This window comes from Citricoccus sp. NPDC079358, assembly GCF_040702545.1.
Lineage (GTDB): Bacteria > Actinomycetota > Actinomycetes > Actinomycetales > Micrococcaceae > Citricoccus.
Map to the genome: position 1 here is coordinate 193,230 of NZ_JBFBLI010000003.1, position 20,159 is coordinate 213,388.

The 20,159-nt window shown below is 68.2% G+C and carries 21 protein-coding genes and 3 tRNA genes; 12 read left to right on the plus strand and 12 right to left on the minus strand.

From position 1 onward, the window contains the following. Window positions 1-55: 55 nt before the first annotated feature. Window positions 56-1,027 carry a universal stress protein gene (locus tag AB0333_RS05585; protein WP_366217718.1) on the plus strand — a complete coding sequence of 324 codons (972 nt, stop codon included), beginning with the start codon at window positions 56-58 and terminating at the stop codon, window positions 1,025-1,027. Window positions 1,028-1,184: 157 nt separating this feature from the next. Here the strand turns inward: AB0333_RS05585 and AB0333_RS05590 are convergent, their stop codons facing one another. Together AB0333_RS05590 and AB0333_RS05595 are read right to left on the minus strand one after the other, a co-directional pair. Beyond that, window positions 1,185-2,783, minus strand: coding sequence for an NlpC/P60 family protein (locus tag AB0333_RS05590; RefSeq protein ID WP_366217719.1), 1,599 nt, complete (start codon window positions 2,781-2,783; stop codon window positions 1,185-1,187). 277 nt (window positions 2,784-3,060) lie between these two features. After that, window positions 3,061-3,414 carry a metallopeptidase family protein gene (locus AB0333_RS05595; protein WP_115933465.1) on the minus strand — a complete coding sequence of 118 codons (354 nt, stop codon included), beginning with the start codon at window positions 3,412-3,414 and terminating at the stop codon, window positions 3,061-3,063. A gap of 161 nt (window positions 3,415-3,575) precedes the next feature. Between AB0333_RS05595 and AB0333_RS05600 the strand changes: the two genes are divergently transcribed. The 3 genes from AB0333_RS05600 to AB0333_RS05610 all read left to right on the plus strand — a co-directional run bounded on the left by AB0333_RS05600 (window position 3,576) and on the right by AB0333_RS05610 (window position 3,962). Then, a tRNA-Glu gene (locus AB0333_RS05600) sits at window positions 3,576-3,648 on the plus strand. 91 nt (window positions 3,649-3,739) lie between these two features. Next, a tRNA-Asp gene (locus AB0333_RS05605) sits at window positions 3,740-3,813 on the plus strand. Between the two features lie 73 nt (window positions 3,814-3,886). Then, a tRNA-Phe gene (locus tag AB0333_RS05610) sits at window positions 3,887-3,962 on the plus strand. Between the two features lie 52 nt (window positions 3,963-4,014). Here AB0333_RS05610 and AB0333_RS05615 read toward each other — a convergent pair. The 7 genes from AB0333_RS05615 to AB0333_RS05645 all read right to left on the minus strand — a co-directional run bounded on the left by AB0333_RS05615 (window position 4,015) and on the right by AB0333_RS05645 (window position 11,937). Further along, window positions 4,015-5,928 (minus strand): glycoside hydrolase family 13 protein, encoded by a 1,914-nt coding sequence (locus tag AB0333_RS05615; RefSeq protein WP_366217720.1) that lies wholly within the window; start codon window positions 5,926-5,928, stop codon window positions 4,015-4,017. Between the two features lie 78 nt (window positions 5,929-6,006). Continuing rightward, a complete protein-coding gene (locus AB0333_RS05620) occupies window positions 6,007-6,681 on the minus strand; it encodes a hypothetical protein (protein ID WP_115932551.1) in 675 nt (224 codons plus the stop codon). A gap of 84 nt (window positions 6,682-6,765) precedes the next feature. Further along, a complete protein-coding gene (locus AB0333_RS05625; protein WP_366217721.1) occupies window positions 6,766-8,106 on the minus strand; it encodes a hypothetical protein in 1,341 nt (446 codons plus the stop codon). 23 nt (window positions 8,107-8,129) lie between these two features. Further along, window positions 8,130-9,737: a hypothetical protein gene (locus AB0333_RS05630; protein WP_115932553.1), complete on the minus strand. Its 1,608-nt coding sequence runs from the start codon at window positions 9,735-9,737 to the stop codon at window positions 8,130-8,132. Next, window positions 9,734-10,141 carry a hypothetical protein gene (locus tag AB0333_RS05635; protein ID WP_115932554.1) on the minus strand — a complete coding sequence of 136 codons (408 nt, stop codon included), beginning with the start codon at window positions 10,139-10,141 and terminating at the stop codon, window positions 9,734-9,736. The genes AB0333_RS05630 and AB0333_RS05635 overlap by 4 nt, the downstream gene beginning before the upstream one ends. 135 nt (window positions 10,142-10,276) lie before the next feature. Further along, window positions 10,277-11,107, minus strand: coding sequence for a hypothetical protein (locus AB0333_RS05640; RefSeq protein ID WP_115932555.1), 831 nt, complete (start codon window positions 11,105-11,107; stop codon window positions 10,277-10,279). A gap of 11 nt (window positions 11,108-11,118) precedes the next feature. Then, entirely contained in the window at window positions 11,119-11,937 is an 819-nt protein-coding gene (locus AB0333_RS05645) for an exodeoxyribonuclease III (RefSeq protein ID WP_115932556.1), read from the minus strand. A gap of 206 nt (window positions 11,938-12,143) precedes the next feature. Here AB0333_RS05645 and AB0333_RS05650 point away from each other — a divergent pair, with 206 nt between their 5' ends. Genes AB0333_RS05650 through AB0333_RS05660 form a run of 3 tightly spaced genes read left to right on the plus strand, consistent with a single transcriptional unit; the run spans window position 12,144 to window position 14,448 of the window. Continuing rightward, on the plus strand, window positions 12,144-12,536 hold the full coding sequence (locus AB0333_RS05650; protein WP_115933466.1) for a GntR family transcriptional regulator: 393 nt from the start codon (window positions 12,144-12,146) through the stop codon (window positions 12,534-12,536). Window positions 12,537-12,544: 8 nt separating this feature from the next. Further along, complete coding sequence (locus AB0333_RS05655; RefSeq protein WP_366217722.1) at window positions 12,545-13,669, plus strand: ABC transporter ATP-binding protein; 1,125 nt, start codon at window positions 12,545-12,547, stop codon at window positions 13,667-13,669. Then, window positions 13,666-14,448, plus strand: a complete 783-nt coding sequence (locus AB0333_RS05660) for a hypothetical protein (protein ID WP_366217723.1) — start codon at window positions 13,666-13,668, stop codon at window positions 14,446-14,448. Before AB0333_RS05655 ends, AB0333_RS05660 begins: the two co-directional genes overlap by 4 nt. 13 nt (window positions 14,449-14,461) lie before the next feature. Here the strand turns inward: AB0333_RS05660 and nadE are convergent, their stop codons facing one another. Then, entirely contained in the window at window positions 14,462-15,286 is an 825-nt protein-coding gene (gene nadE, locus AB0333_RS05665; protein ID WP_366217724.1) for an ammonia-dependent NAD(+) synthetase, read from the minus strand. Window positions 15,287-15,312: 26 nt separating this feature from the next. Then, entirely contained in the window at window positions 15,313-15,777 is a 465-nt protein-coding gene (locus tag AB0333_RS05670; protein WP_366217725.1) for a MarR family winged helix-turn-helix transcriptional regulator, read from the minus strand. Between the two features lie 61 nt (window positions 15,778-15,838). Between AB0333_RS05670 and pyrE the strand changes: the two genes are divergently transcribed. Next, window positions 15,839-16,402 (plus strand): orotate phosphoribosyltransferase, encoded by a 564-nt coding sequence (gene pyrE, locus AB0333_RS05675; protein WP_366217726.1) that lies wholly within the window; start codon window positions 15,839-15,841, stop codon window positions 16,400-16,402. A gap of 101 nt (window positions 16,403-16,503) precedes the next feature. Here pyrE and AB0333_RS05680 read toward each other — a convergent pair whose 3' ends face one another. Beyond that, window positions 16,504-17,502: a magnesium and cobalt transport protein CorA gene (locus AB0333_RS05680; RefSeq protein ID WP_366217727.1), complete on the minus strand. Its 999-nt coding sequence runs from the start codon at window positions 17,500-17,502 to the stop codon at window positions 16,504-16,506. A 40-nt stretch (window positions 17,503-17,542) separates the two neighbouring features. On the opposite strand from AB0333_RS05680, the gene AB0333_RS05685 reads away from it, so the two are divergent. The 4 genes from AB0333_RS05685 (at window position 17,543) to AB0333_RS05700 (ending at window position 20,155) form a co-directional block, all read left to right on the plus strand. Continuing rightward, window positions 17,543-17,872 (plus strand): hypothetical protein, encoded by a 330-nt coding sequence (locus AB0333_RS05685; protein WP_366217728.1) that lies wholly within the window; start codon window positions 17,543-17,545, stop codon window positions 17,870-17,872. A 119-nt stretch (window positions 17,873-17,991) separates the two neighbouring features. Continuing rightward, window positions 17,992-18,630: an RNA methyltransferase gene (locus AB0333_RS05690; protein WP_366217832.1), complete on the plus strand. Its 639-nt coding sequence runs from the start codon at window positions 17,992-17,994 to the stop codon at window positions 18,628-18,630. A gap of 140 nt (window positions 18,631-18,770) precedes the next feature. After that, window positions 18,771-19,793, plus strand: coding sequence for a class II fructose-bisphosphate aldolase (gene fbaA, locus AB0333_RS05695; protein WP_366217729.1), 1,023 nt, complete (start codon window positions 18,771-18,773; stop codon window positions 19,791-19,793). 71 nt (window positions 19,794-19,864) lie between these two features. Continuing rightward, entirely contained in the window at window positions 19,865-20,155 is a 291-nt protein-coding gene (locus AB0333_RS05700) for a hypothetical protein (RefSeq protein WP_366217730.1), read from the plus strand. The last annotated feature ends 4 nt before the right edge of the window (window positions 20,156-20,159 follow it).

Below are 20,159 nucleotides of genomic sequence, written 5' to 3' on the forward strand. Positions count from 1 at the left end.
ATCACCATCATCCCGTGTCAACGGAGACAACGGGCAGGAATGACAGGAGGCCGTCATGACCGGTTCGCACGAACAGGACAACACCCCGAGCACCCAGGACGCCGCTACCACGCACGGCATCGTGGTGGGTGTGGACGGTTCCGAGCAGTCCGTCTCGGCCGCCAAGTGGGCCGCCCGGGAGGCCGAGCTGCGCGGATTGCCGCTGACCCTCGTCACGGCCTACACGATGCCCGTGTTCGCGGCCTCGGCCCTCGAGGCCGGCTACGGTGTCCCGGACGACACGATGATCCGCGACGGCGCCATGCAGGTGCTGCAGGGTGTGGTCAACCAGCTCGGCCGGCTCGAGGTGCCGCTCGTGCACCGCGTGGAGATGGGGGACGCCGCCGGTGTCCTCGTCGACTACTCCGCCAACGCCAACCTGCTGGTGGCCGGCACCCGCGGACGCGGCGGCTTCTTCGGCCGGTTGCTCGGCTCCGTGGCCTCCGCCCTGCCCGCCCATGCCAAGTGCCCCGTGGTGATCGTCCCCAAGGGTGAACACGCCTCCCGTGCCGCCGCCGGGGTGCCCGTCATCGTGGGCGTGGACGGCTCGGAGCAGGGCCGGATCGCGGCGCTCGCCGCCGCCCTGGAGGCCGAGGTTCGTCAGTCCCCGCTGCGCGTGGTGATCGCCATGCCGCCGATCTCCGGAGCCGTCGCCTGGCTGCCCGCCACCGTGGACGAGCAGTCCCTGATCGGGGAGATGCGGGAGCGGCTCGAGGCCGGCATCGATTGGCTGAGGTCGGAGTTCCCGTCCCTGGAGATCACCTCGGACATCGTGGACGGTGTCCCCGTGGATGTCATGGTCAACGAGTCCAAGACGGCTCGGCTGACCGTGGTCGGTACCCGCGGCCACGGTGGCTTCACGGGCGCCCTGCTGGGCTCGACCTCCCAGGGTGTCATCTCCCATGCGCACGGCCCCGTCATGGTGGTCCCGTACCTCAAGGACAGCCGGCTGGCCCGGCGCGCCAGCTTCGGCCCCACCTTCTCCTGAACTTTGCGGGCACAGAAGAGTACTTTTTTGTGCCCGCAAAGTACACCCGGTTCACCGAGGACGACGCCGGCCGGTCACCTTCCGCAGGGAAGGTGACCGGCCGGCGTCGTGAGCTGTGCGCTGTGGGCTGTCGTCGGGAGCGGGCTGGCCTGACGGGTCAGTAGCGTCCGGCGTACGGGTGGATGTTGTACATGCCGCCGTAGTTCAGCGCCGTCACGGAGATGCCCATGCTGGGGTTGCGGGCGTGCGCGATCTTGCCGTTACCGATGTAAACGGCCACGTGATACATACTGGAGCCGCCGTTGGAGGACCAGAACACCAGGTCGCCGGGCTGCAGCTGGGACAGAGGGACGTACTGCTTGGCGGCCCGGTACTGGTCCGTCGACGTGCGCGGCAGATACTTGCCGGCGGCGTCGAAGGCGTCCCGGGTGAAGCCCGAGCAGTCATAGCCCTTCGGGCCGTTGCCGCCCCAGGTGTAGAAGGTGCCAGCCTCGTTGGCCTTGTTGACCGCCCAGGTGGTGGCGGTCGAGGTCCACGAGCCTGACGTCGGTGCCGGGGAGGGCTTCTGGGTAGGCGTTTTGGTGGGCGCCGGCGTCTTCGTGGGCTTCGGGGCGGCCGGCGTGCTCGGCGCCGGAGTCGGGGTGGCCGTCCGGGTGGGAGTCGGCGTCGCCGTCGGGGTCTTCGTGGGGGTCGGCGAGGCAGTGGCGGTGGCGGACGGGGTCGGCGTCGCCGTGGGAGAAGGAGGCGTCGCAGAGGCGGTCGGCGTGGCTGATGCCGTGGGCGTGCTCGCCGGGGCTGCGGGGATCACGGGAACCGTGGTGGCCGGTGCGGTGCTCGCCGGATCAGTGGCAGCGGGTGCGGCGGTCGGTGCCGGAGCGTCCACCGCCGGCTCCTCGGCCAGCTGTTCCGAGGCGGCGATGGCCTCCTGGAGCGCGTTGTCCCGCTCGGACTGCTCCATGGCCTCGACCTGGCTGGTGGCCTCGGCCACGGTGAGGTCCTCGAGCTCGGCCAAGAGGGTGATGAGTTGCTGGCGGTCAGCCTCGTTCTGCTGTTCGGCCTGTTCGGCCGCCTGGGCAGCTGCCTCGAGGCGGCGCTGCTGTTCCTCGGCGGCGGCCGTGGCCTCCGCCTGGGCGGCCTGGGCGGCTTCTGCCTGGCGGGCCAGCTCCTCGGCTTCCGCGGCCTGGCGTGCTGACTCCTCGGCCACGCGGGCCTTGTCCGCGGCGACCTTCTCTGCGGTGGCCTGGCGGGCCAAGGTGTCCTCGTCGCCGAGGAGGACCTCGCCGGCGCTGGTCTGGCCGCCGCGGTACAGATCCGCGGCCACGGTGCCGGACTCGTCACGGGCGGTAGCGGCCGACTCGGTGGTCGCATCGGCGCGTTGCCGGGTGGCGTTGGCGGTCTCGTTACGGTCTGCCAGAGCCTCGTTGGCGGTGCGGACGCCCTCGTTGGCCTGCTGGGCGCGGGCCTCGGCCTGGCGCTCCCGCTCCGCGGACTGGCGGATGGAGACCTGCAGGCGATCAGCCATCGCGGTCTTGGATGAGGACTGCTCCTTGGCGGCCACCACGTCATCGAGGGCGGGGATCTCCGGGCGGTCGATGTCCGGTTCGTTGGCCTTCGTCGCCTGGTCGGCGCGCTGCAGGTTTGCCTGGACGGTGTCCGAGGAGGCGTCGAAGACGGCCGGTACGGATACGGCGGCCAGGGCGGTGGCGGCGACGGCGGCCACGACGGCGGTCACGCCCACGGTGCGGCGGGTGTTCACGGCAGTTCCTCACTGTGGCACCCGTGCGAGTGGGTTGGCAGGTCCGGTCATCACCAGGATGAGCCGAACCACGGTGCGGGATGGTCACGTCACCGTCACGAGATCACTGCGCGATGGTCACGCGGCCTGCCAAAAGGCGCCACGGTAGTGACAATAGATGCACTATTGTCACAAAAGCAACACGAGTCCCATTGGAATCATAAACAACAGTGGTGTCATTTCCCGGGGCATCGCGGGGCGTGTTGCCCTTCCAGGGTGGAACGCCTGCTCAGGGCTGTCATCCCCAGCCCAGCGCATGCAGGGTGTCGTCATCGATCCCGAAGAAGTGCGCGACCTCGTGGACCACGGTCACGGTGATCTCCTCGACGAGTTCCTCGCGGTCGCTGCACATCCGCAACAACGGACCCCGGAAGACCACGATCCGGTCCGGGAGCTGGAACGGCATCTCAGCCCGTTCGGTCAGCGGGATGCCGTCGTAGAGACCGAGCAGCTCCATCCCCGGGTCTTCCCACGGCTCCGGTTCGTACTCCTCCTCCACGAAGACCGCCACGTTGGACAGTCGTTGGGCCAGCGCGGGAGGGATGGCATCCAGGGCATCGGACACGGCCTGGTCAAAGTCTTCCTCGGACATGTCGACGCCGACGGGGTCGGGCCCGGCAGGATCGGCAGGGGTGGGGGTGGGATCGTCATTCACCCCTCCATCCTCCCTCGTGTGCGTGGACACAGTTTGCGGTGGGGGGCCTTGACGGCCTAAACTCCTATGGGTCCACTTCGGGAACCCGAAGTGTTCTGGCCCCCATCGTCTAGAGGCCTAGGACACCGCCCTTTCACGGCGGCGACACGGGTTCGAATCCCGTTGGGGGTACGCAGTACTGACACGACCAGCCTTCCGGTTGGACTGGCCACTCGTGGTCAGAAGCCCGGAATCAGTCTGGTAGAGTTAGTTCTCGCACACTGGCCCTGTAGCGCAGTTGGTTAGCGCGCCGCCCTGTCACGGCGGAGGTCGCGGGTTCAAGTCCCGTCAGGGTCGCTCGGATGTTCCGATCACCGGTTTTCCCGGCTCGGAGGATCTTGGCGATCACCGGTTTCGGCCGGAGATGCCAGGCTCTGTAGCTCAGTTGGTAGAGCGTTCGACTGAAAATCGAAAGGTCACCGGATCGACGCCGGTCGGAGCCACCAGCAAGAGAAGGCCCCCACTCAGCAGAGTGGGGGCCTTCGTCGTCCTGACCTCTCAGCGTCGGAGGAACCAGGCGGCGGAATCGGGCATCAGCTGCCCGTCCTGCATCGCCTCGTCGTGGCTGAAGATCGCCGCGGCATACTCCTCGGGGACCTCCACCGCCGTCTGACCCATGTTGGCCATGACCAGCGCGACCTTCTCCGGGATGTGGTCACCGGAATCGAGGTCATAACCGCCCTGGCCGCCGCCCGTGGCCACGGTGAACGCCAGCACGCCGAGCTCGGGGCTGTGGAAGCGAGACCACGCGAAGGCCCCGGTGCCCAGGTCCAGCTCCCCGCGGACGCCGAGCAGCTGCCGATACAGCTCGAAGGTCGAACCGGCGACGTCGACCTGCCGGTCCGCCGCGTACGTCCCGTAGGACTCCGGCTGGGGCAGCCAGGGCGCCGCGGGAGCGACAGGTGCCGCGCCGGCGTCGTGCCCAGGGGTGGCGGGGGTGTTCGGGTTGACCGGAGACGGACCGGTATCGACGTGATGACCGACGGCGAAGCCGAACCCGGGTGCGTCGGCGCGCCAGGGCATCGGGACGCGGCAGCCGTCCCGGCCCTTCTCCGCGCCCTCGGTGCGTACGAACGTGGGGTCCTGGCGGAGGGAGTCATCCAGGGTCGTGTGCTCGGGCAGGCCGAGTTCGTCCCCTTGGTAGATGTAGGCCGATCCGGGCAACCCCAGCTCGATCATCGCCGCGGCGCGGCCGCGCTTCCAACCCAGGGCATCGTCCGGTTGTTCGTCCTCGGCTCCGAGGCCGTTGGGGTAGCGCGTGGGGTCGGCGAGCCCGAAGCGTGAGGCGTGCCGGACCGTGTCGTGGTTGGACAGCACCCAGGTGTTCGGCGCCCCGACCTTCTCGGCCTCCTGGACAGAGACCGTGATCGCATCGGACATGCGCACTGCGTCCCACCCTGCTAGGAGGAAGGTGAAGTTGAAGGCCTGGTGCATCTCGCCCGGCCGGACGTAACGGAACAGTCGCTCCAGCGGGGACACCCAGGCCTCGGCCACGAGCACCGGATCGTGGTCATACTCCGCCAGGACGGCGTTCCACGAACGGTAGATCTCGTGGACCCCCTCCTGATCGTGATAAGGGACGGGGTGGGCATGGTCCTGCGGGTTGGCCTCCCGGTGGCCGGCGACGTCCTCACCGGCATCGGCATCCCCTGCGGCGGCGAGGGGCTCGGCATCCGTGACCATGCCGGGGCGGGCATGGTGGTCCGGCAGGCCCTCGGCCTTGACGAGTCCGTGGGCCACATCCACGCGGAAGCCGTCCACGCCGCGGTCCAGCCAGAAGCGCAGGATGTCCTCGAACTCGCCCCGGACCTCGGCGTTGTCCCAGTTCAGGTCCGGTTGGGAGGAATCGAACAGGTGCAGGTACCAGTCTCCGGGGGTGCCGTCCGGATTCGTGGTGCGGGTCCAGGCCGGCCCGCCGAAGGTGGACTGCCAATTGTTCGGAGCCTCCGCGCCGGTCCCCGGCCGAAACATGTAGCGGTCGCGGACTGCGCGCCCGGCCTCGGTGTTCGGGTCCGCGGACAGTGCCTCGACGAACCAGGGATGGGCGGAGGAGGTGTGGTTGGGCACCAGGTCCACGATCACCCGGAGTCCGGCCGCGTGAGCGGCGTCCAGCAGTCGTTCGGCATCCTCGAGACGGCCGAAGAGGGGGTCCACGTCCCGGTAGTCTGCCACGTCATAGCCGCCGTCCCGCTGCGGGGAGACGTAGAACGGCGAGAGCCAGATCGCGTCCACCCCGAGCTCTTCCAGGTAGGGCAACTGGGCGGTCACGCCGGCGAGATCGCCCATGCCGTCCCCGTCCGCGTCCGCGAAGGAACGGGGATAGACCTGGTAGATCACGGCATCAACCCACCAGGGGTTGATGGGGTGGTTGCGTGCCTCGGACGGTGGGGTGCTCAGCGGTCCCGTGGTCATGGGCCCAGCCTAGTGGTCAGGTGGATTCATGCCAGGGGTCGGGCTCAGGGGCTTTCGGCTTCGCGCTCAGCGTCAGGTTCAGGACTGGTGGTTGCGGCGGGCTTGCTTCTGTTGGCGTTTCTCTTCTTTCCACCGGGCACGGTTGGCCCTGATGATCTTGGCGCGTTCGAAGGTGTCCATGTCTGGGGTAATGCCGTGCTTCTCGTCGTGCTTGATTCCCTTTTCCTCGACTTTGTCGAGAATGCCCTCGGGGACCATGCCCTCGACATGCTCCTCACCGGCGACGCGGGCGATGTCTTTGATGGCGCGGTTGCGACGTTTGGAGGGGGGCGCTGCCTTGACGCGCTCGATCTCCTCCAGGGACCACGGGGTGGCGCCAGGGTTGTTCTGCGCGGCCCAGTTGCGGAACCAGCGGGGCGTCCAGGCCAAGGGCCACCAGATGAAGGAGAGGATCACCAGGGCCAGGGGGATGAAGACGACGTTCCACGTGGCCTCACGGGCCTCTTCCATCCGGGCGGCCTCAAAGAACACCGAGGGCAGGGCTGTCAGCAGGGTGAGGCCGATCATCAGGAGCATGAACGGCCAGGTGTTGTGCTTGGATACCTGGAACGGGAAAGGTGGCAGCAGGGCCCACGTGCGGGTGTCCCCGTTGAGGCACCGCCAGGCGATGTAGAACAACAAGGCGGCGGCCCCGCCGATCAGGACGAGCATCCCCAGATACGCCGGGGTGGTCAGGATGGTGCGCAACAGCATGCGGGGCCTTTCGATTCTGGATCCACGTGGACAGTCAGGCTATGCCCTGAGAGTAATGGGCTGCGAAACGGTCCGTGGAACGTGTCAGCGAAGCCGGGCGGGTCGGCCGTAGATGGTAGCGGCGATCAGGTCGTCCAACTGGTCGTACAGGTAGACCGACGGGGTGGGCATCAGCCACGTGCGCCCGTCCTCGGACCCGAGGCGGTAGTGCCCCAAGGGGCCTCCGTTGAGGTAGGCGACCGGATCGATCTCACCCTCCGGCCCCTGGGCCGAGAGTTCCCAGGTGAACCAGTCCTGCTCCCAGAGGGCGGCCAGGACAGGATTCGCGGTCCCAGGGATCTCGGTATTGCCGGCCCAGCGCTGCTCGAAGCGTTCCGCGGGTAGGCCTGCGGGCAGCGCCGGCAGCGGCCAGGCCGGGCCCACGCCGAGCCAGGAGGCCATCTCCCGTGCCAACTCGGTGATCGGGAAGATCCGGACGTTGACGTGGTCCCGCGACGGTGCCTCGTCAGCCTGGAGTCCGACCTGGGTGTGATATCCGGTTCCTGCGGTGACCAGGGCCGTGGGGCCGTATAGCCAGGCCTGGTAGTACATCGCGCCACCCGACCCGGCGGCGCTGATCCGGAACGAGGCGTCCGGCTCATCGAGGTGCAGGCGCGCGTACTCGCCGGTGTCCGTCAGCTTGGTGCCCTGGGCCAGTCCGGCGCTCTCCAGCTCGGCCAGTTGGTCCCGGTAGGAATCGGCGTTGATCCGTCCGATCCTGAGTCCCTCGGCCATCTCGTCCAAGAGGGCGATCGCCGAGGCGTGGACCCAGGCGCCGGCGTAATCGAAGGTCTGGGTCCGGCCGATGCCGCTGATGGATTCCACCGGAGCTCCCAATTCTCCGCTCGCCAGCTCGTCCAGGGCGCCCTCGGGCAACTCCGTGCGGACCGGGGCACCGGCGGTGCCGGCGTCCTCGGCCAGCACCAGCGAGGAAGCGATCTGCTCCAGCTCGGGACCGAGGGCCATCCAGTCCGGGGCCGCCGTGGTTCCCGTGGCCTGTACGGCCAGCCCGTTCTCGATGAAGAGCCAGTCCGTAGTGCGGAGGACCTCTCCGGACGCGGGGGAGACGTGGGTATACGTCACGGCCCGGCCGTCCAGTGCAGGGGTCTGCCCGGGCAGGGCGCCTCCGGGATTCCATAGGGTGATGTCGATGAAGCGGACCTCGGTCAGGGTCTGGGAAATGTTCCCCACAGCCGAGGACAGAAACTCCGCCATCGACCCGTCGTGGGCGTTGAGAGTGACCACGAGGTTGGGGGCGAAGACCCCGTCCTTACCCTTCAGGACGGACAGCAGCTCGATCTCGTCCCGGATGTCCTCGGCGCTCCAGTGCTCCGGGATGGTCATCTGTGCCCGGTCGGTACGACCGGTGATGGTGACAGTGCTCAAGGATTGGACCTTTCCGTTTCGGCTCACCAGCCGAACAACTTCTTGCCGATACTCGACGCGACGTCCTTGACGCCATCAACTGCGGCCGTGCCCGCATCACCGATCGCTTTCCCGGCGTCCCCGAATGCCTTGTCGGCTCCGCCCTGACGCCAGTCATTGATGAATTCGCCAGCGGCAGCCCCAACCTTGCCCCCAACGTAGTCGCCGACGACGCCGCCGACGAAACCTCCGACGGCCGCACCCACTCCGGGAATGGGAATCAGTGCCTGGCCCACGGCGGCACCGGCAGCACGGCCGACCACGCCGCCGACGACCTTGCCGGCGTTCTCAGCCGTGCCCTCGATGGCCGTCGAGGCGATCGCCTCGTTGCGGACCGCATCGGGAGAGCCATTCGGGTTCTCCCGCAATGCCTCGTTGTAGTTGTTGCCGTAGGACTCGTAGTAGGTGGCCCCCATGTCCAGGGCGCCGAGGACCTTCCCGCCGTTCTTGACGACCGGATTGTCCCCGACCTTTTTGAAGAAGTCGTTGGCCTTGTCGAACTTGCCCATCTGGGATCGGATCTTCTCCGGGACCAGGTAGGAGCGCTTGCCGCCGACGTTGACCTCGACCTTCCACTTGCCGTTGACCTTCTTGACCGAGTTCAGACTGAGGAACTTCCCAGCGCGGCTGTTCTTCAGCTTGTCCAGCTGGTTGAAGACCGGAGCGGGCATGGATGCCATCAGCATGCCTCTGAACCGATCGGAGGCGTGGGACATCTTGGTGATGCCGGACTCATACCAGCTGTCCATGGCCTTGACGGCATTCAGGTCCGTGAAGTTCGCGGGGTCAGGAATCCTGTTCTTGAACCACCCGGGGGCATTGTTGAGCCAGGTTCCCTCCGTGTGCACGGCCTTCCAGCCGGGGACGCCGTCCTTGACGAAATCGGAGAGGGTGTTGACATCGGCACGCCATATGAACCGCATGCGGCCCTGGCCGGCGCCGCGGAAGGCCGCGCCACGCTCGGACCAGGTGGCGGCGAGCTCATAGGATTTCTGGATGAGCTTGATGTTCGCGGTGACGTTCGCAGGTTGGTCCTTGACCACCGACGGCGTGGCCGCCTCGATGGCCGAGACACAGGTGTCGATGTAGCCCTCGTACTCCTCCTGGGCCTGGATGAGGTCCGTCTCGAGGACGGCGCGGCGGGTCTCGGTCCTCGTGGTCGGCAGCCACTCGCCGTCCTCGATGGCCACGGACTTCTGCGACGCGGTGTACTCGGTGGCGGGGAGCGCGTTGTACTCGTCCACCCGCTCCTTGAGCCTCTGGTGCGTGGAGGCGAACCCGACGATCGAGTCGCCATACGCGTCCATGGCGGACTTGATGTCATCGATGCCGTCCACGACGGCAGCGCCGAGAGGCTCCACCATGTCTCGCAGGGCTGTGAGGGTGGTCGCCATGTCCGGTTCGGGGATCTGGAAATTCTCGGGCAGGGTGCCCCACGTGGTGTTGGTCTCGACATAGGCATCGTCCATCGTGGTCCCGTGTGTGGTGTACTCCTTGGCTGCCGCCTTAACGGCCTCGCCGTCCGGCAGCGGGTCCGGAAGGAAGGACGTGAACATGATGCCGGCATGAGTGGGTCCTAGGGCCGTGGTCACCAGGAAGTCTCCTCTTTGCCTTGGTCGCCAGTGGAGTCGGTGGCGCTGTAATCCGGGACGTTGTCGTACTTGGTGGCCTCGTAGACCATGTCCTCGACAGCCGTGGCCTTCGCATCGTCCGCCATGGAGGAGTCCGCGTTGTCATAGATGTTGATGACGTTGTCCGTCGTGGAGAAGATGCTGTCCGCGGTGCTGATCATGGTCACCACGAAGGGACGCTGGAAGTTCGTATAGGAGTCCTTCAGCGCCTTGGTGATCTTGTCCTCGTCCGCCGCCGACGCCACGGCATCGCCGGTGGCCTCGAGCTTGTTCTCCATGCCGTCGAGGTCCTGGAAGCGGCCGCGTGCCGACTCTACGATCGCGCGCGCGGGATCCGCGCTGATCTCGTAGTCACTGAATCCCACTGCGAAGTCCTCCCCTGTGGTGGTGGCCCGGGCCGCGGTCGGCCTCGATTCTCCCGCCCACCATTACACCGCGTTCACAAGTCCGGTGCGATGGGGAGAACTCCCCATGTGAACCGCCGGTCAGCGCGCCATGGCTCAGCTTGCGCGCCCCAGCTGCCGCACCGGCAGCCAGCGGCGCACCATCCGGTGGTTCGCGATCACGGCGGCCTCGGTCTCGCCGTCCTCCAGGGCCTCGATCGCGGTGCGGACATCGAAGGGGGAGTCGTCCGGCCACACGAGCCGGGCCAGCCCGCCGTAGTCCAGCTCCACGCGGGAGTCTGGGTGGAAGGACTCCAGCCAGGACACCAGGATGGTCAAGTCGTTCAGCAGGTCCATGTCCGGGGCGTGCAGGGAGAGCACGACGGCGGCGTGCCGGCCCCGCTCCAGGGCCAGTTCCAGCGGCACGGTGCGGCGCACGGACTCGGGGGAGTCCGGGTCCCCGATCACGGTCACCTCGTCGTCCTCGTGGACCAGGGCGAACCATCCGGCGGGCACGCCCCACACCGCGGTGCGGGTGTGGACCTGGTGCAGGGCCTCGGAGTCCTCGAACTCCAGGTGCTCCGCCAGCCGCTCGATGTTGGCCTGCCGGGCCGCTTCTGGGACGAGCAGGGTGAAGATCTGCGGGCGCATCGAGTCAGCCAGCTGCTCGGCCGCCAGTTCGCTCCGCAGGGCCATTTCGTCCGGGCAGAAGTACTCGGAGACCGGGGCCTCGCCGTCTGCCACGGGGACCCGCAGCACGCGGACCAGATCGCGACCGTGCGGGAACGGGTCGGTGACGTCGCGCAGCAGCCGGCGTTGTGCCCGGAGGGCGGCCTCCTGCTCGGCAGCCGCGCGCGTGCGGCGGCTGGCGCGCTGGTACTCGGCCTGGACGGCGTCGGGAAAGGCCGCGAGGGGCTGGTAGACGCGCAGCTCGGACTGGTACTCCATGATGTTCCGGCTCAGGGGCCGAGGTCCACCACCACGGGGGCGTGGTCCGAGGCGCCCTTGCCCTTGCGCTCCTCACGGTCGATCCAGGCGTCCGTGACGGAGCCGGCGAGAGCCGGTGAGGCCAGGACGAAGTCGATGCGCATGCCCTCCTTCTTGGGGAAGCGCAACTGCGTGTAGTCCCAGTAGGTGTAGACCCCGGGGCCCGGGTGGCGCGGGCGGACGACGTCCTGGAACCCGGCCTTCTCGAAGGCGTGGAAGGCGGCGCGCTCCGGTGCGGACACGTGGGTCAGGCCCTGGTCCCGGAAGAACTGGATGTCCCAGACATCCTCGTCCTGCGGGGCGATGTTCCAGTCGCCGGTCAGGGCCAGGCGCAGGTTCGGGTCGGCGGCGAGATCCGCGGCTGCCTGCTCTTTGAGCACGTGGAGCCACTGCAGTTTGTAGGGCATGTGCTCGTCATCGAGGGCTCGGCCGTTGGGGACGTAGAGGGACCACAGTCGCACCGCGTCCGCCCCGGTGCCCACGGTCGCGGCGATGGCCCGGGCTTCCTGGACGGGGTCCAGGCCGCCCTTGCCGAAGGCGGGCTGGCCCGCGAAGGTCCGTTCGACGTCTGTCAGGCCCACGCGGGAGGCGATGGCCACACCGTTCCACTGGGAGAAGCCGAAGTGGGCCACCTCGTAGTCCATGCGCTCGAAGAGCTCCCAGGGGAAGTTCTCGTCCTTGCACTTGGTCTCCTGGATGGCCAGGACATCCACGTCGGTGCGTTCGAGCCAGGACTCGACGCGGTCGGCTCGGGCACGGAGGGAGTTCACATTCCAGGTCGCGATCTTCACTTGGCCAGCCTAACGAACCGGAGGCCGGAGATTTTCAGTCGAGTTCGGGTGGGTGTTCGCGTCGAACACCCACCCGAACTCGACTGAAAGCGGGGGTGGACAGGGTGAGGGCAGGTTGCTAGGTTAGTTACACAAGTAATGAACCAACGGACCGGGCCGATCGAGCCTCCCGGCTCTGACCCCCAGGAATGGAGCGCCGCATGGAGATGGACGCCACGCAGCCGATCTTCCGCCAACTGGCGCTCCGGATCGAGCAGGGGATCGTGGACGGAACCTACCCGGAGGAAACGCAGGTGCCCTCCACCACCGAGTTCTCCGCGTTCCTCCGGATCAATCCGGCCACCGCCAACAAGGGGATCAACCTGCTGGTGGACACGGGGATCCTCTACAAGAAACGGGGCATCGGCATGTTCGTGGTGCCCGGTGCCCGGCAGAAGCTGCTGAGCTCCCGCCGCGAGGCCTTCACCCGGCAGTACATCCACCCGTTGCTCACCGAGGCGGCCCGGTTGGAGATCACCCCGGAGGACCTGTCCGAGATGATCCGCAGTACCGCCGCCGATCTCACGACCACCGCAGACACCACCCGATCATCCCTGTAGGGGGAATCATGCACGTCACTCCCAACACCGTTCCCGAGACCGCTCCCGGCGGCATCAACCACACCGCACGCGACGCCCCATCCGGCACCTCGTCCGGCACTGCGGCCGCCGCGCCCTTCGGGGCCGAGTCCGCTTCCGGCAGCAGCACCGGCACCGGCCATGCCGCCGGCGCCCTGAGCCACGAGGCCAGGCCGCTGCCGGCCGGGCGGCCGATCAACCCCGAGGCGGTGATCAGCGTGCGCGGGCTGCGGAAGTCCTTCGGCCGCAAGGAGATTCTGCACGGCCTCGACTTCGACATCCCCGCCAACTCCATCTGCGGCCTGCTCGGACGCAACGGCGCCGGCAAGACCACCGCCCTGTCCATCCTCTCCGGACAGGACCGGGCCACCCAGGGGGACGTCTCGGTGATGGGCCGAGAACCCTTCGAGGACATCGAGACGGCCTCCCACCTGTGCTTCGCCCGGGAGAACCAGAAGTACCCGGAGTCCTTCAAGGCCGGGCACGTGCTGAAGTCCGCCCCCTGGTTCTTCGAGAGCTGGGACCAGGACTTCGCCGAACGGCTGGTGAGGATGTTCCGGCTCCCGGTGGAGACCAAGATCCAGAAGCTCTCCCGCGGGCAGTTGTCCTCGGTGGCGATCGTCGTCGGCCTCGCCTCCCGAGCCCCGTTGACGTTCTTCGACGAGCCCTACCTCGGCCTGGACGCCACGGCCCGCCAGTTGTTCTACGACGTGATGTTGCAGGACTACCTGGAGTACCCCCGCACCATCGTGATGTCCACCCACCTCATCGATGAGGCTGCGGACCTGCTGGAGAAGGTCCTGGTGATCGACGACGGCCGGATCCTCATGGACGCCGACGCGGACTCGGCGCGCAGCGCCGCCTTCTCCCTCTCCGGCCCGGCGGCCGCCGTCGGGCAGCTCACGGAGGGCAGGAGCGTCCTGCACTCCCGCCGGATCGGCGGCCTGTCCTCCGTCACCCTGGCCGGGCAGCCCGACGCCGGCCTGGCCGCCGCCGCGGCCGAGCAACACCTGGAGATCGGTCCAGTCGGGCTCCAGGACCTGGTGGCCGCGATCGGCTCGAGGCCGACCGACACCGTGGACGAGACCGCCGGAACCCCGAAGGAGTCACGATGAGCACCGCAACCCTGACCCAAGCCGGATCCGCACCGGCCGCCTCCGCCCATCACGGGATGAATCCCGCCCTGCGCATCGTCCGGCTGCACTTCGTGGACCGACTGCAGATGATCTGGGTGCCGATCATCATGCTGGCCTCCGTGGCCGCCGTGTGCGTGGTCATCTTCCTATTGCTGGCGGCCCTGACGCCGGCCACGGCCGACGAGCTGACCGAGGGCTTCCGCTACAACCAGGCCGCCCTGTGGTCCTGGCCGGGCTTGATCGTGACGATCGGTGTCTACGCCTACGCCCGGACCATGCCCTTCGCCATCGGCATGATGGGCTCCACCCGCCGGCACTACTGGGCCGGGACCGCCCTGTGGATCGTGGTGCACTCCGCCTACCTGGCGGCGCTGATCGGCATCTTCCTGCTGCTGGAGCAGGCCACCGGCCACTGGTTCACGGGGGCGCGCATGTTCGATGTCTATGCGCTGGGCGACGGTGACCTGGGGGCGGCCCTGCTGATCAGCTTCGCGATCGCCCTGGCGTGTCTCTCGGTCGGCGCCGGACTGGCCGCCGTCTACCTGCGGTGGGGGCAGTACGGCGTGATGGCCGGCATCGCCGGGCTACTGGTGGTCATCCTCGGGGCGCTGGCCCTGGTGCTGGGCACCGGGATGGACCTGGTGACGTTCTTCTCGACGAACCTCATCGCCAAGATCGCCGGCCTGCTGATCGTGATCGCCGTCCTCGCCAACGGGATGTCCTGGCTGGTCATGCGCAAGGTGCCCGTGGGACGTTAGGCCCGGGCGAACGTCAGCCGCGCCACCACCCGTCCAGGATGGTGACCGGCGTCGTTCGCTTGTGCCGGGAGCGCAGGTAGATCGATTCCAGCTTCTCGGCGGCCTCCTCCGGGACGGTGCGGCCCTCGAGGTAGTCGTCGATCGTGTCGTAATCCAGGCCGAGTTCGGCCTCGTCGGTCTGACCCGGCTTGCCGTCGAGCAGGTCCGCCGTGGGCACCTTGGCCCAGAGCCTCTCGGCCGCGCCGAGGTGCTGGAGCACCGCGCGGTTCTGGCGCTTGTTCAAGCCGAACAACGGCAGGACGTCCGCGCCGCCGTCGCCGTACTTGGTGAAGAACCCGGTCACGGACTCGGCGGCCTGGTCCGTGCCTATCACCAGGAGGCCACGGCCACCGGCGATCGCATACTGGGCGACCATGCGCACGCGCGCCTTGACGTTGCCCTTGTTGAAGTCGGAGATCGGTTCACCGAGGGCGGTGGCGAACTCGGCCTTGAATCCGTCCACGGCGTCGGCGATGTCATAGGTGACCTCGCGGTCCGCGCCGATGAACTCCAGGGCGGCCCGGGCGTCGTCCTCGTCATGCTGCACGTTGTAGGGCAGGTGGACCGCCACGAACTCGGCCTGCTCGCCCTCGGCCCGCAGCCCCTCGACCGCCAGCTGCGCCAACCGGCCGGCCAGGGTGGAGTCCAGACCTCCGGAGATGCCGAGGACGAACCCCTGGGCGCCGGAGGCCCGGAGATAGTCCTGGAGGAAGGCCACGCGTCTGGCCGCCTCGACGGCCGGATCGATCTCGGGGCTGACGCCCATTTCGGCGATGATCTCTCGTTGCAGTTCACGCATGGGCCCAGCCTAGGCGCAGTGATGTTTCAGGCATGTTCCCAGCCGAGATTCCTGGCCATGGTCTTCAGCGCCTGGACCACCCTCTGGTACTGCCCGTCATCGAGCCCCTCGGTGATCTCCGCCCGCAGCTCTTCGACGACGGCGGCCACGCGCTCGCCGGACGTGCGTCCCGTGCTGGTGAGGGTGTACATCCCGCCCTCGGCCACCAGCCAGCCGGACTCCACGAGCTCGTCGAGGTGCTCCTCGACCGTCCGCGGTCCCTCCTCGGTGGTCGCCGCCGCGGGCGCCAGCGACTGGCTGAGTTCCTCGGTGGTCTGGGGCCGTGCCGTCAGGGTGTTCATCAGCTGCCACTGGGCGCGGGTGAGCCCGTGTTCGGCGAGGGACTCGTTGACGCGCGTGGTCAGCAGGGTGTCCACCAGGTTGATCCAGTAGCTGAGCATCTGTTCGGTGGGGTTGCCCGAGGGGGCCTCCCGGTCAATGGGGTCACTCATGGCACCACCCTAGGAGTGCGCTGCCGGAGAATCCAGAGCCGGGGAATCTAGGATGGAGTCCATGACGACTCAGACCCAGGACCGTGCCCGACTGCTGGAACTCATCAAGGAGCTGGCCGTGGTGCGCGGACGGGTCACCCTCTCCTCCGGCAAGGAGGCCGATTACTACATCGACCTGCGCCGCATCACCCTCCACCACGAGGCCGCACCCCTGGTGGGACGGGTCATGCTGGGTTTGCTGGACGAGGCCGGCGTCGAGGCCCAGGCCGTCGGCGGCCTGACCATGGGCGCGGACCCGGTCGGCACCGCCATGCTGCACGAGGCCGGCCGCCAGGGCCGGGCCCTGGACGCCTTCGTGGTCCGCAAGGCGCAGAAGTCCTACGGCATGGGCCGTCAGGTGGAGGGGCCGTCGGTGGAAGGACGCCCCGTCGTCGTCCTCGAGGACACCTCCACCACCGGCGGGTCAGCACTGACCGCCGTCGAGGGAGTCCGCCAGGCCGGCGGCCAGGTGCAGGCGGTGGCCGTGATCGTGGACCGGGACACCGGCGCCGCCGAACGCATCGAGGAAGAGGCCGGGGTGCGGTACCTGTACGCCTTCGGCAAGGACGAACTCGGCCTCGACTGACCCCGGTTGAACGAGCACGACACGCGTCGACCGCACCGGCGTGTCTCGACGCCGGGCGTGCTCGTCACCCGGGATGTCGGGTCGGGGCGGCCGCTGGTGAGCTACAGCCAGTCGTTGCGCTTGAACAGGACGAACAGCGTCAACGCCACGGCCAGCATCAGCCCCAGGGCGAACGGGTAGCCCCACACCCAGTGCAGCTCCGGCATGAGGTCGAAGTTCATGCCGTAGATCGAGCCCACCAGCTGCGGGGCGAAGATGATGGCTGCCCAGGACGAGATGCGCTTGACCTGCTCGTTCTGCGCCACGGAGACCTCGGCGAGCTTTTTTGAGGTCAGGGTGGAGTCCAGTTCCAGGGCGTGTTCGAGCATCGTGCGCATGGAGGTGACCCGGTCATCGAGCTGCACGGTGTGGTCGTGCACGTCGCGCAGCTTGCGGAGGACCTCGACCTTGCCCGGATCCCCCTCCAGGTGCTCGATCAGGGTCTCGAGCATGTGCGGCAGGGACCGGATGGCCCGCTGGAAACCCACCACCTCGCGGGAGAGCTCGTAGATGCGGCGGGAGACGTTGCCGTCGCCGGCGAAGATCTCATCCTCGATCTCGGCGATGTCGTTCTCCAGGCCCTCGGCCACGGGGAAGTAGTCGTCCACCACGGAGTCGAGGATCCCGTGCACCACGGCGGAGGTCCCGGCGGAGAGCAATTCCGGCCGTTGCTCCTCCAGATGGCGCCGGACCCGGGAGAGGTCCGGGACCTCCGAATGGCGGACCGTGACCACGAAGTCGTCGCCCACGAACACGTTGAGCTCGCCGAACTCCACCGTCTCCGACTCGTCCAGGTACCGGGCGGGGATCAACACGAAGAAGCGGTCATTGTCATACCGCTCGAGCTTGGCCCGCTGCCCGCCCACCAGGGCGTCCTCCACGGCCAGCTCGTGCAGGTTGAGCTCGTGTGCCACCTCCTGCAACTCCTCCTCGTCCGGCCGGTACAGCCCCACCCACGCCATCCCGCCGAGCCGTTTGCACTGCTCGAAGGTCTCCTGCAGCGTGGTGGGCGCCAGGATGCGCTGGCCGTCCTTGTAGATGGCGTTGTCGACGATGGTCACGGGTCCATTGTGCGCCGTGGACAGCGGCTACCGTGGTGCCATGAGCGAAACCGGTGTGTTCAAGCCCGCAGAGTCCGTTGTGACCGCCCCCCTGGCCGCCCTCGGCCTCGTCGGCGGCTACCTCACCGCCCGGGAGACCGGAGTCCGCGCGCTCGGCGGCGTGGTCCTGGCCGCGGCCGGCGCCTACGCGGGCCGCACCTGGGCCGCCAAGGGCGGTGCTGCCACCACCGTCGCGCTGTCGGCGCTGTACCTCGGCGGCTTCGGAGCCTCCCACCCGCTCGCGAAGAAGATCGGCCCGTGGCCGGCCGTCCTGACCGTGGCGGGAGCCTCGGCGTTCGCCTCGTGGGCGCTCGTCGACCGTCTCAAGTGACGCCCGACGCCGGCCCTGGCACCTCGGGTGCCGCGGTGCCGGACAGCACGGCGGCGCCGTCGCCTGCACCCGGCCCCGTGCCCGGCGTGGACGCGCCGGAGAACGGGGGCGCCGACGTCGTGCGCGGGGTGGACTCAGCGATACCGGAGCGCGAGGTGGGCGTGGGCCCCTGGGAGGGCGACTGGCCCGCGGGGGAGCAGTGGGACCCCGACCTGCTGCGTGAGGGCGACCGGCGCAATGTGGCGGATCCCTACCGGTACTGGACGCTCGAGGCGATCGTGGCGGACCTGGACTCCAAGCGGCACCCCTTCCACGTGGCGATCGAGAACTGGCAGCACGACCTGAACATCGGCACCGTGGTGCGCACTGCCAACGCCTTCAACGCCGCCGGCGTGCACATCATCGGACGGCGTCGCTGGAACCGCCGCGGGGCCATGGTCACGGACCGCTACCTGCACGTGCACCATCACCCCACCGTGGAGGATTTCACGGCCTGGGCCGCCGCCGAGGGGCTGGCCGTGATCGGCATCGACATCTTCCCGGACTCTGTGCCGCTGGAGACGTTCGCGCTGCCCGAGCGGTGCGTGCTGGTATTCGGGCAGGAGGGGCCGGGACTCTCCGAGGAGGTCCATGGGGTGGCCGAGGCCACGCTGTCCATCGCGCAGTACGGATCCACCCGGTCCATCAACGCCGCCTCCGCCGCCGGCATCGCCATGCACGCGTGGATCCGCCAGCACGTCTTCGGCCAGCACCCCTGACGGGGCGTGGAGCCTGACCGGCCGTGCTCACGGACGGGGGTGCAGCCCACGGTGGCCCTGCGGCCTCGGTGGACGAGCTCGGTTGACTAGGATGGGCCATGGACAGGTCACCCGATACCTCTCGATGTCAAGGAGCCGCAATGCCCATCGCCTCACCGGACAAGTACGCCGAAATGATCGACTCCGCCAAGAACGGCGGTTATGCCTACCCGGCCATCAACGTCACCAGCTCCCAGACGCTGAACGCCGCCATCCGCGGCTTCGCCGAGGCCGGCTCGGACGGCATCATCCAGGCCTCCACGGGTGGCGCGGCGTACTTCTCCGGCTCCTCCGTCAAGGACATGGTCACCGGGTCGCTGGCCATGGTGGCCTTCGCCCGCGAGGTGGCCAAGCAGTACGACGTCAACATCGCCCTGCACACGGACCACTGCCCGAAGGACAAGCTGGACGGCTTCGTCATGCCGCTGCTGGACGCCTCCGAGGCCGAGGTCAAGGCCGGCCGTGATCCGTTCTTCAACTCGCACATGTGGGACGGCTCCGCCGAGACGCTCGAGGAGAACCTGCGCATCGGCCGCGAGCTGCTGGCCCGCACCCACGCCAACCGGCAGATCCTCGAGGTGGAGATCGGTGTGGTCGGCGGCGAGGAGGACGGTGTGGCGCAGGAGATCAATGACAAGCTCTACACCTCCGTGGCGGACGGCCTGGCCACCATCGAGGCCCTCGGCGCCGGGGAGAACGGCCGCTACATCACGGCCCTGACCTTCGGCAACGTCCATGGCGTGTACAAGCCGGGCAACGTCAAGCTGCGCCCGGAGATCCTGGACGAGATCCAGCGGGAGGTCGGCGCCAGCATCGGCCAGGACCGCCCCTTCGACCTGGTCTTCCACGGCGGCTCCGGCTCCTCCCAGCAGGAGATCTCGGACGCGGTGTCCTACGGCGTCATCAAGATGAACGTGGACACGGACACCCAGTACGCCTTCACCCGCCCCGTGGTGACGCACATGTTCCAGAACTACGACGGCGTCCTGAAGGTCGACGGTGAGGTCGGCAACAAGAAGCTCTACGACCCGCGCACCTGGGGTGCCAAGGCCGAGGAGGCCATGGCCACACGCGTGGGGCAGGCCTGCCAGGAGCTCGGCTCCGCCGGTCAGTCCATCGGATAACCCATCACGACGCCGGCCGGGCGCGTCCCGTCACGGGCACCCCGGCCGCCGTCCTCGAGAAGGAGAAACCCATGCCCTGGTTCGCATGGATCGCCATCATCGCCATCCTCGTCTGGGGCGGCCTGATGGTGTTCAGCATGGTGACCGGCAAGGCCATTCCGGGCTCGGATCAAGAGTCCGACCCGAAGGAGCTCGAAGGCCTCAAGAAGCGCATCGAGGCCCTGGAGTCGGGTCAGGTCAAGCCCGAGGTCGAGCGCCGCATCGACCGCCTCGAGGCTCGCGTGGAGAAGCGCGAGGTGCGGGACAACGAGCATGACGCGTGGGAGCGCAAGGCCAAGGAGCTGGGTCTCGGGGACGAGTGAGCTG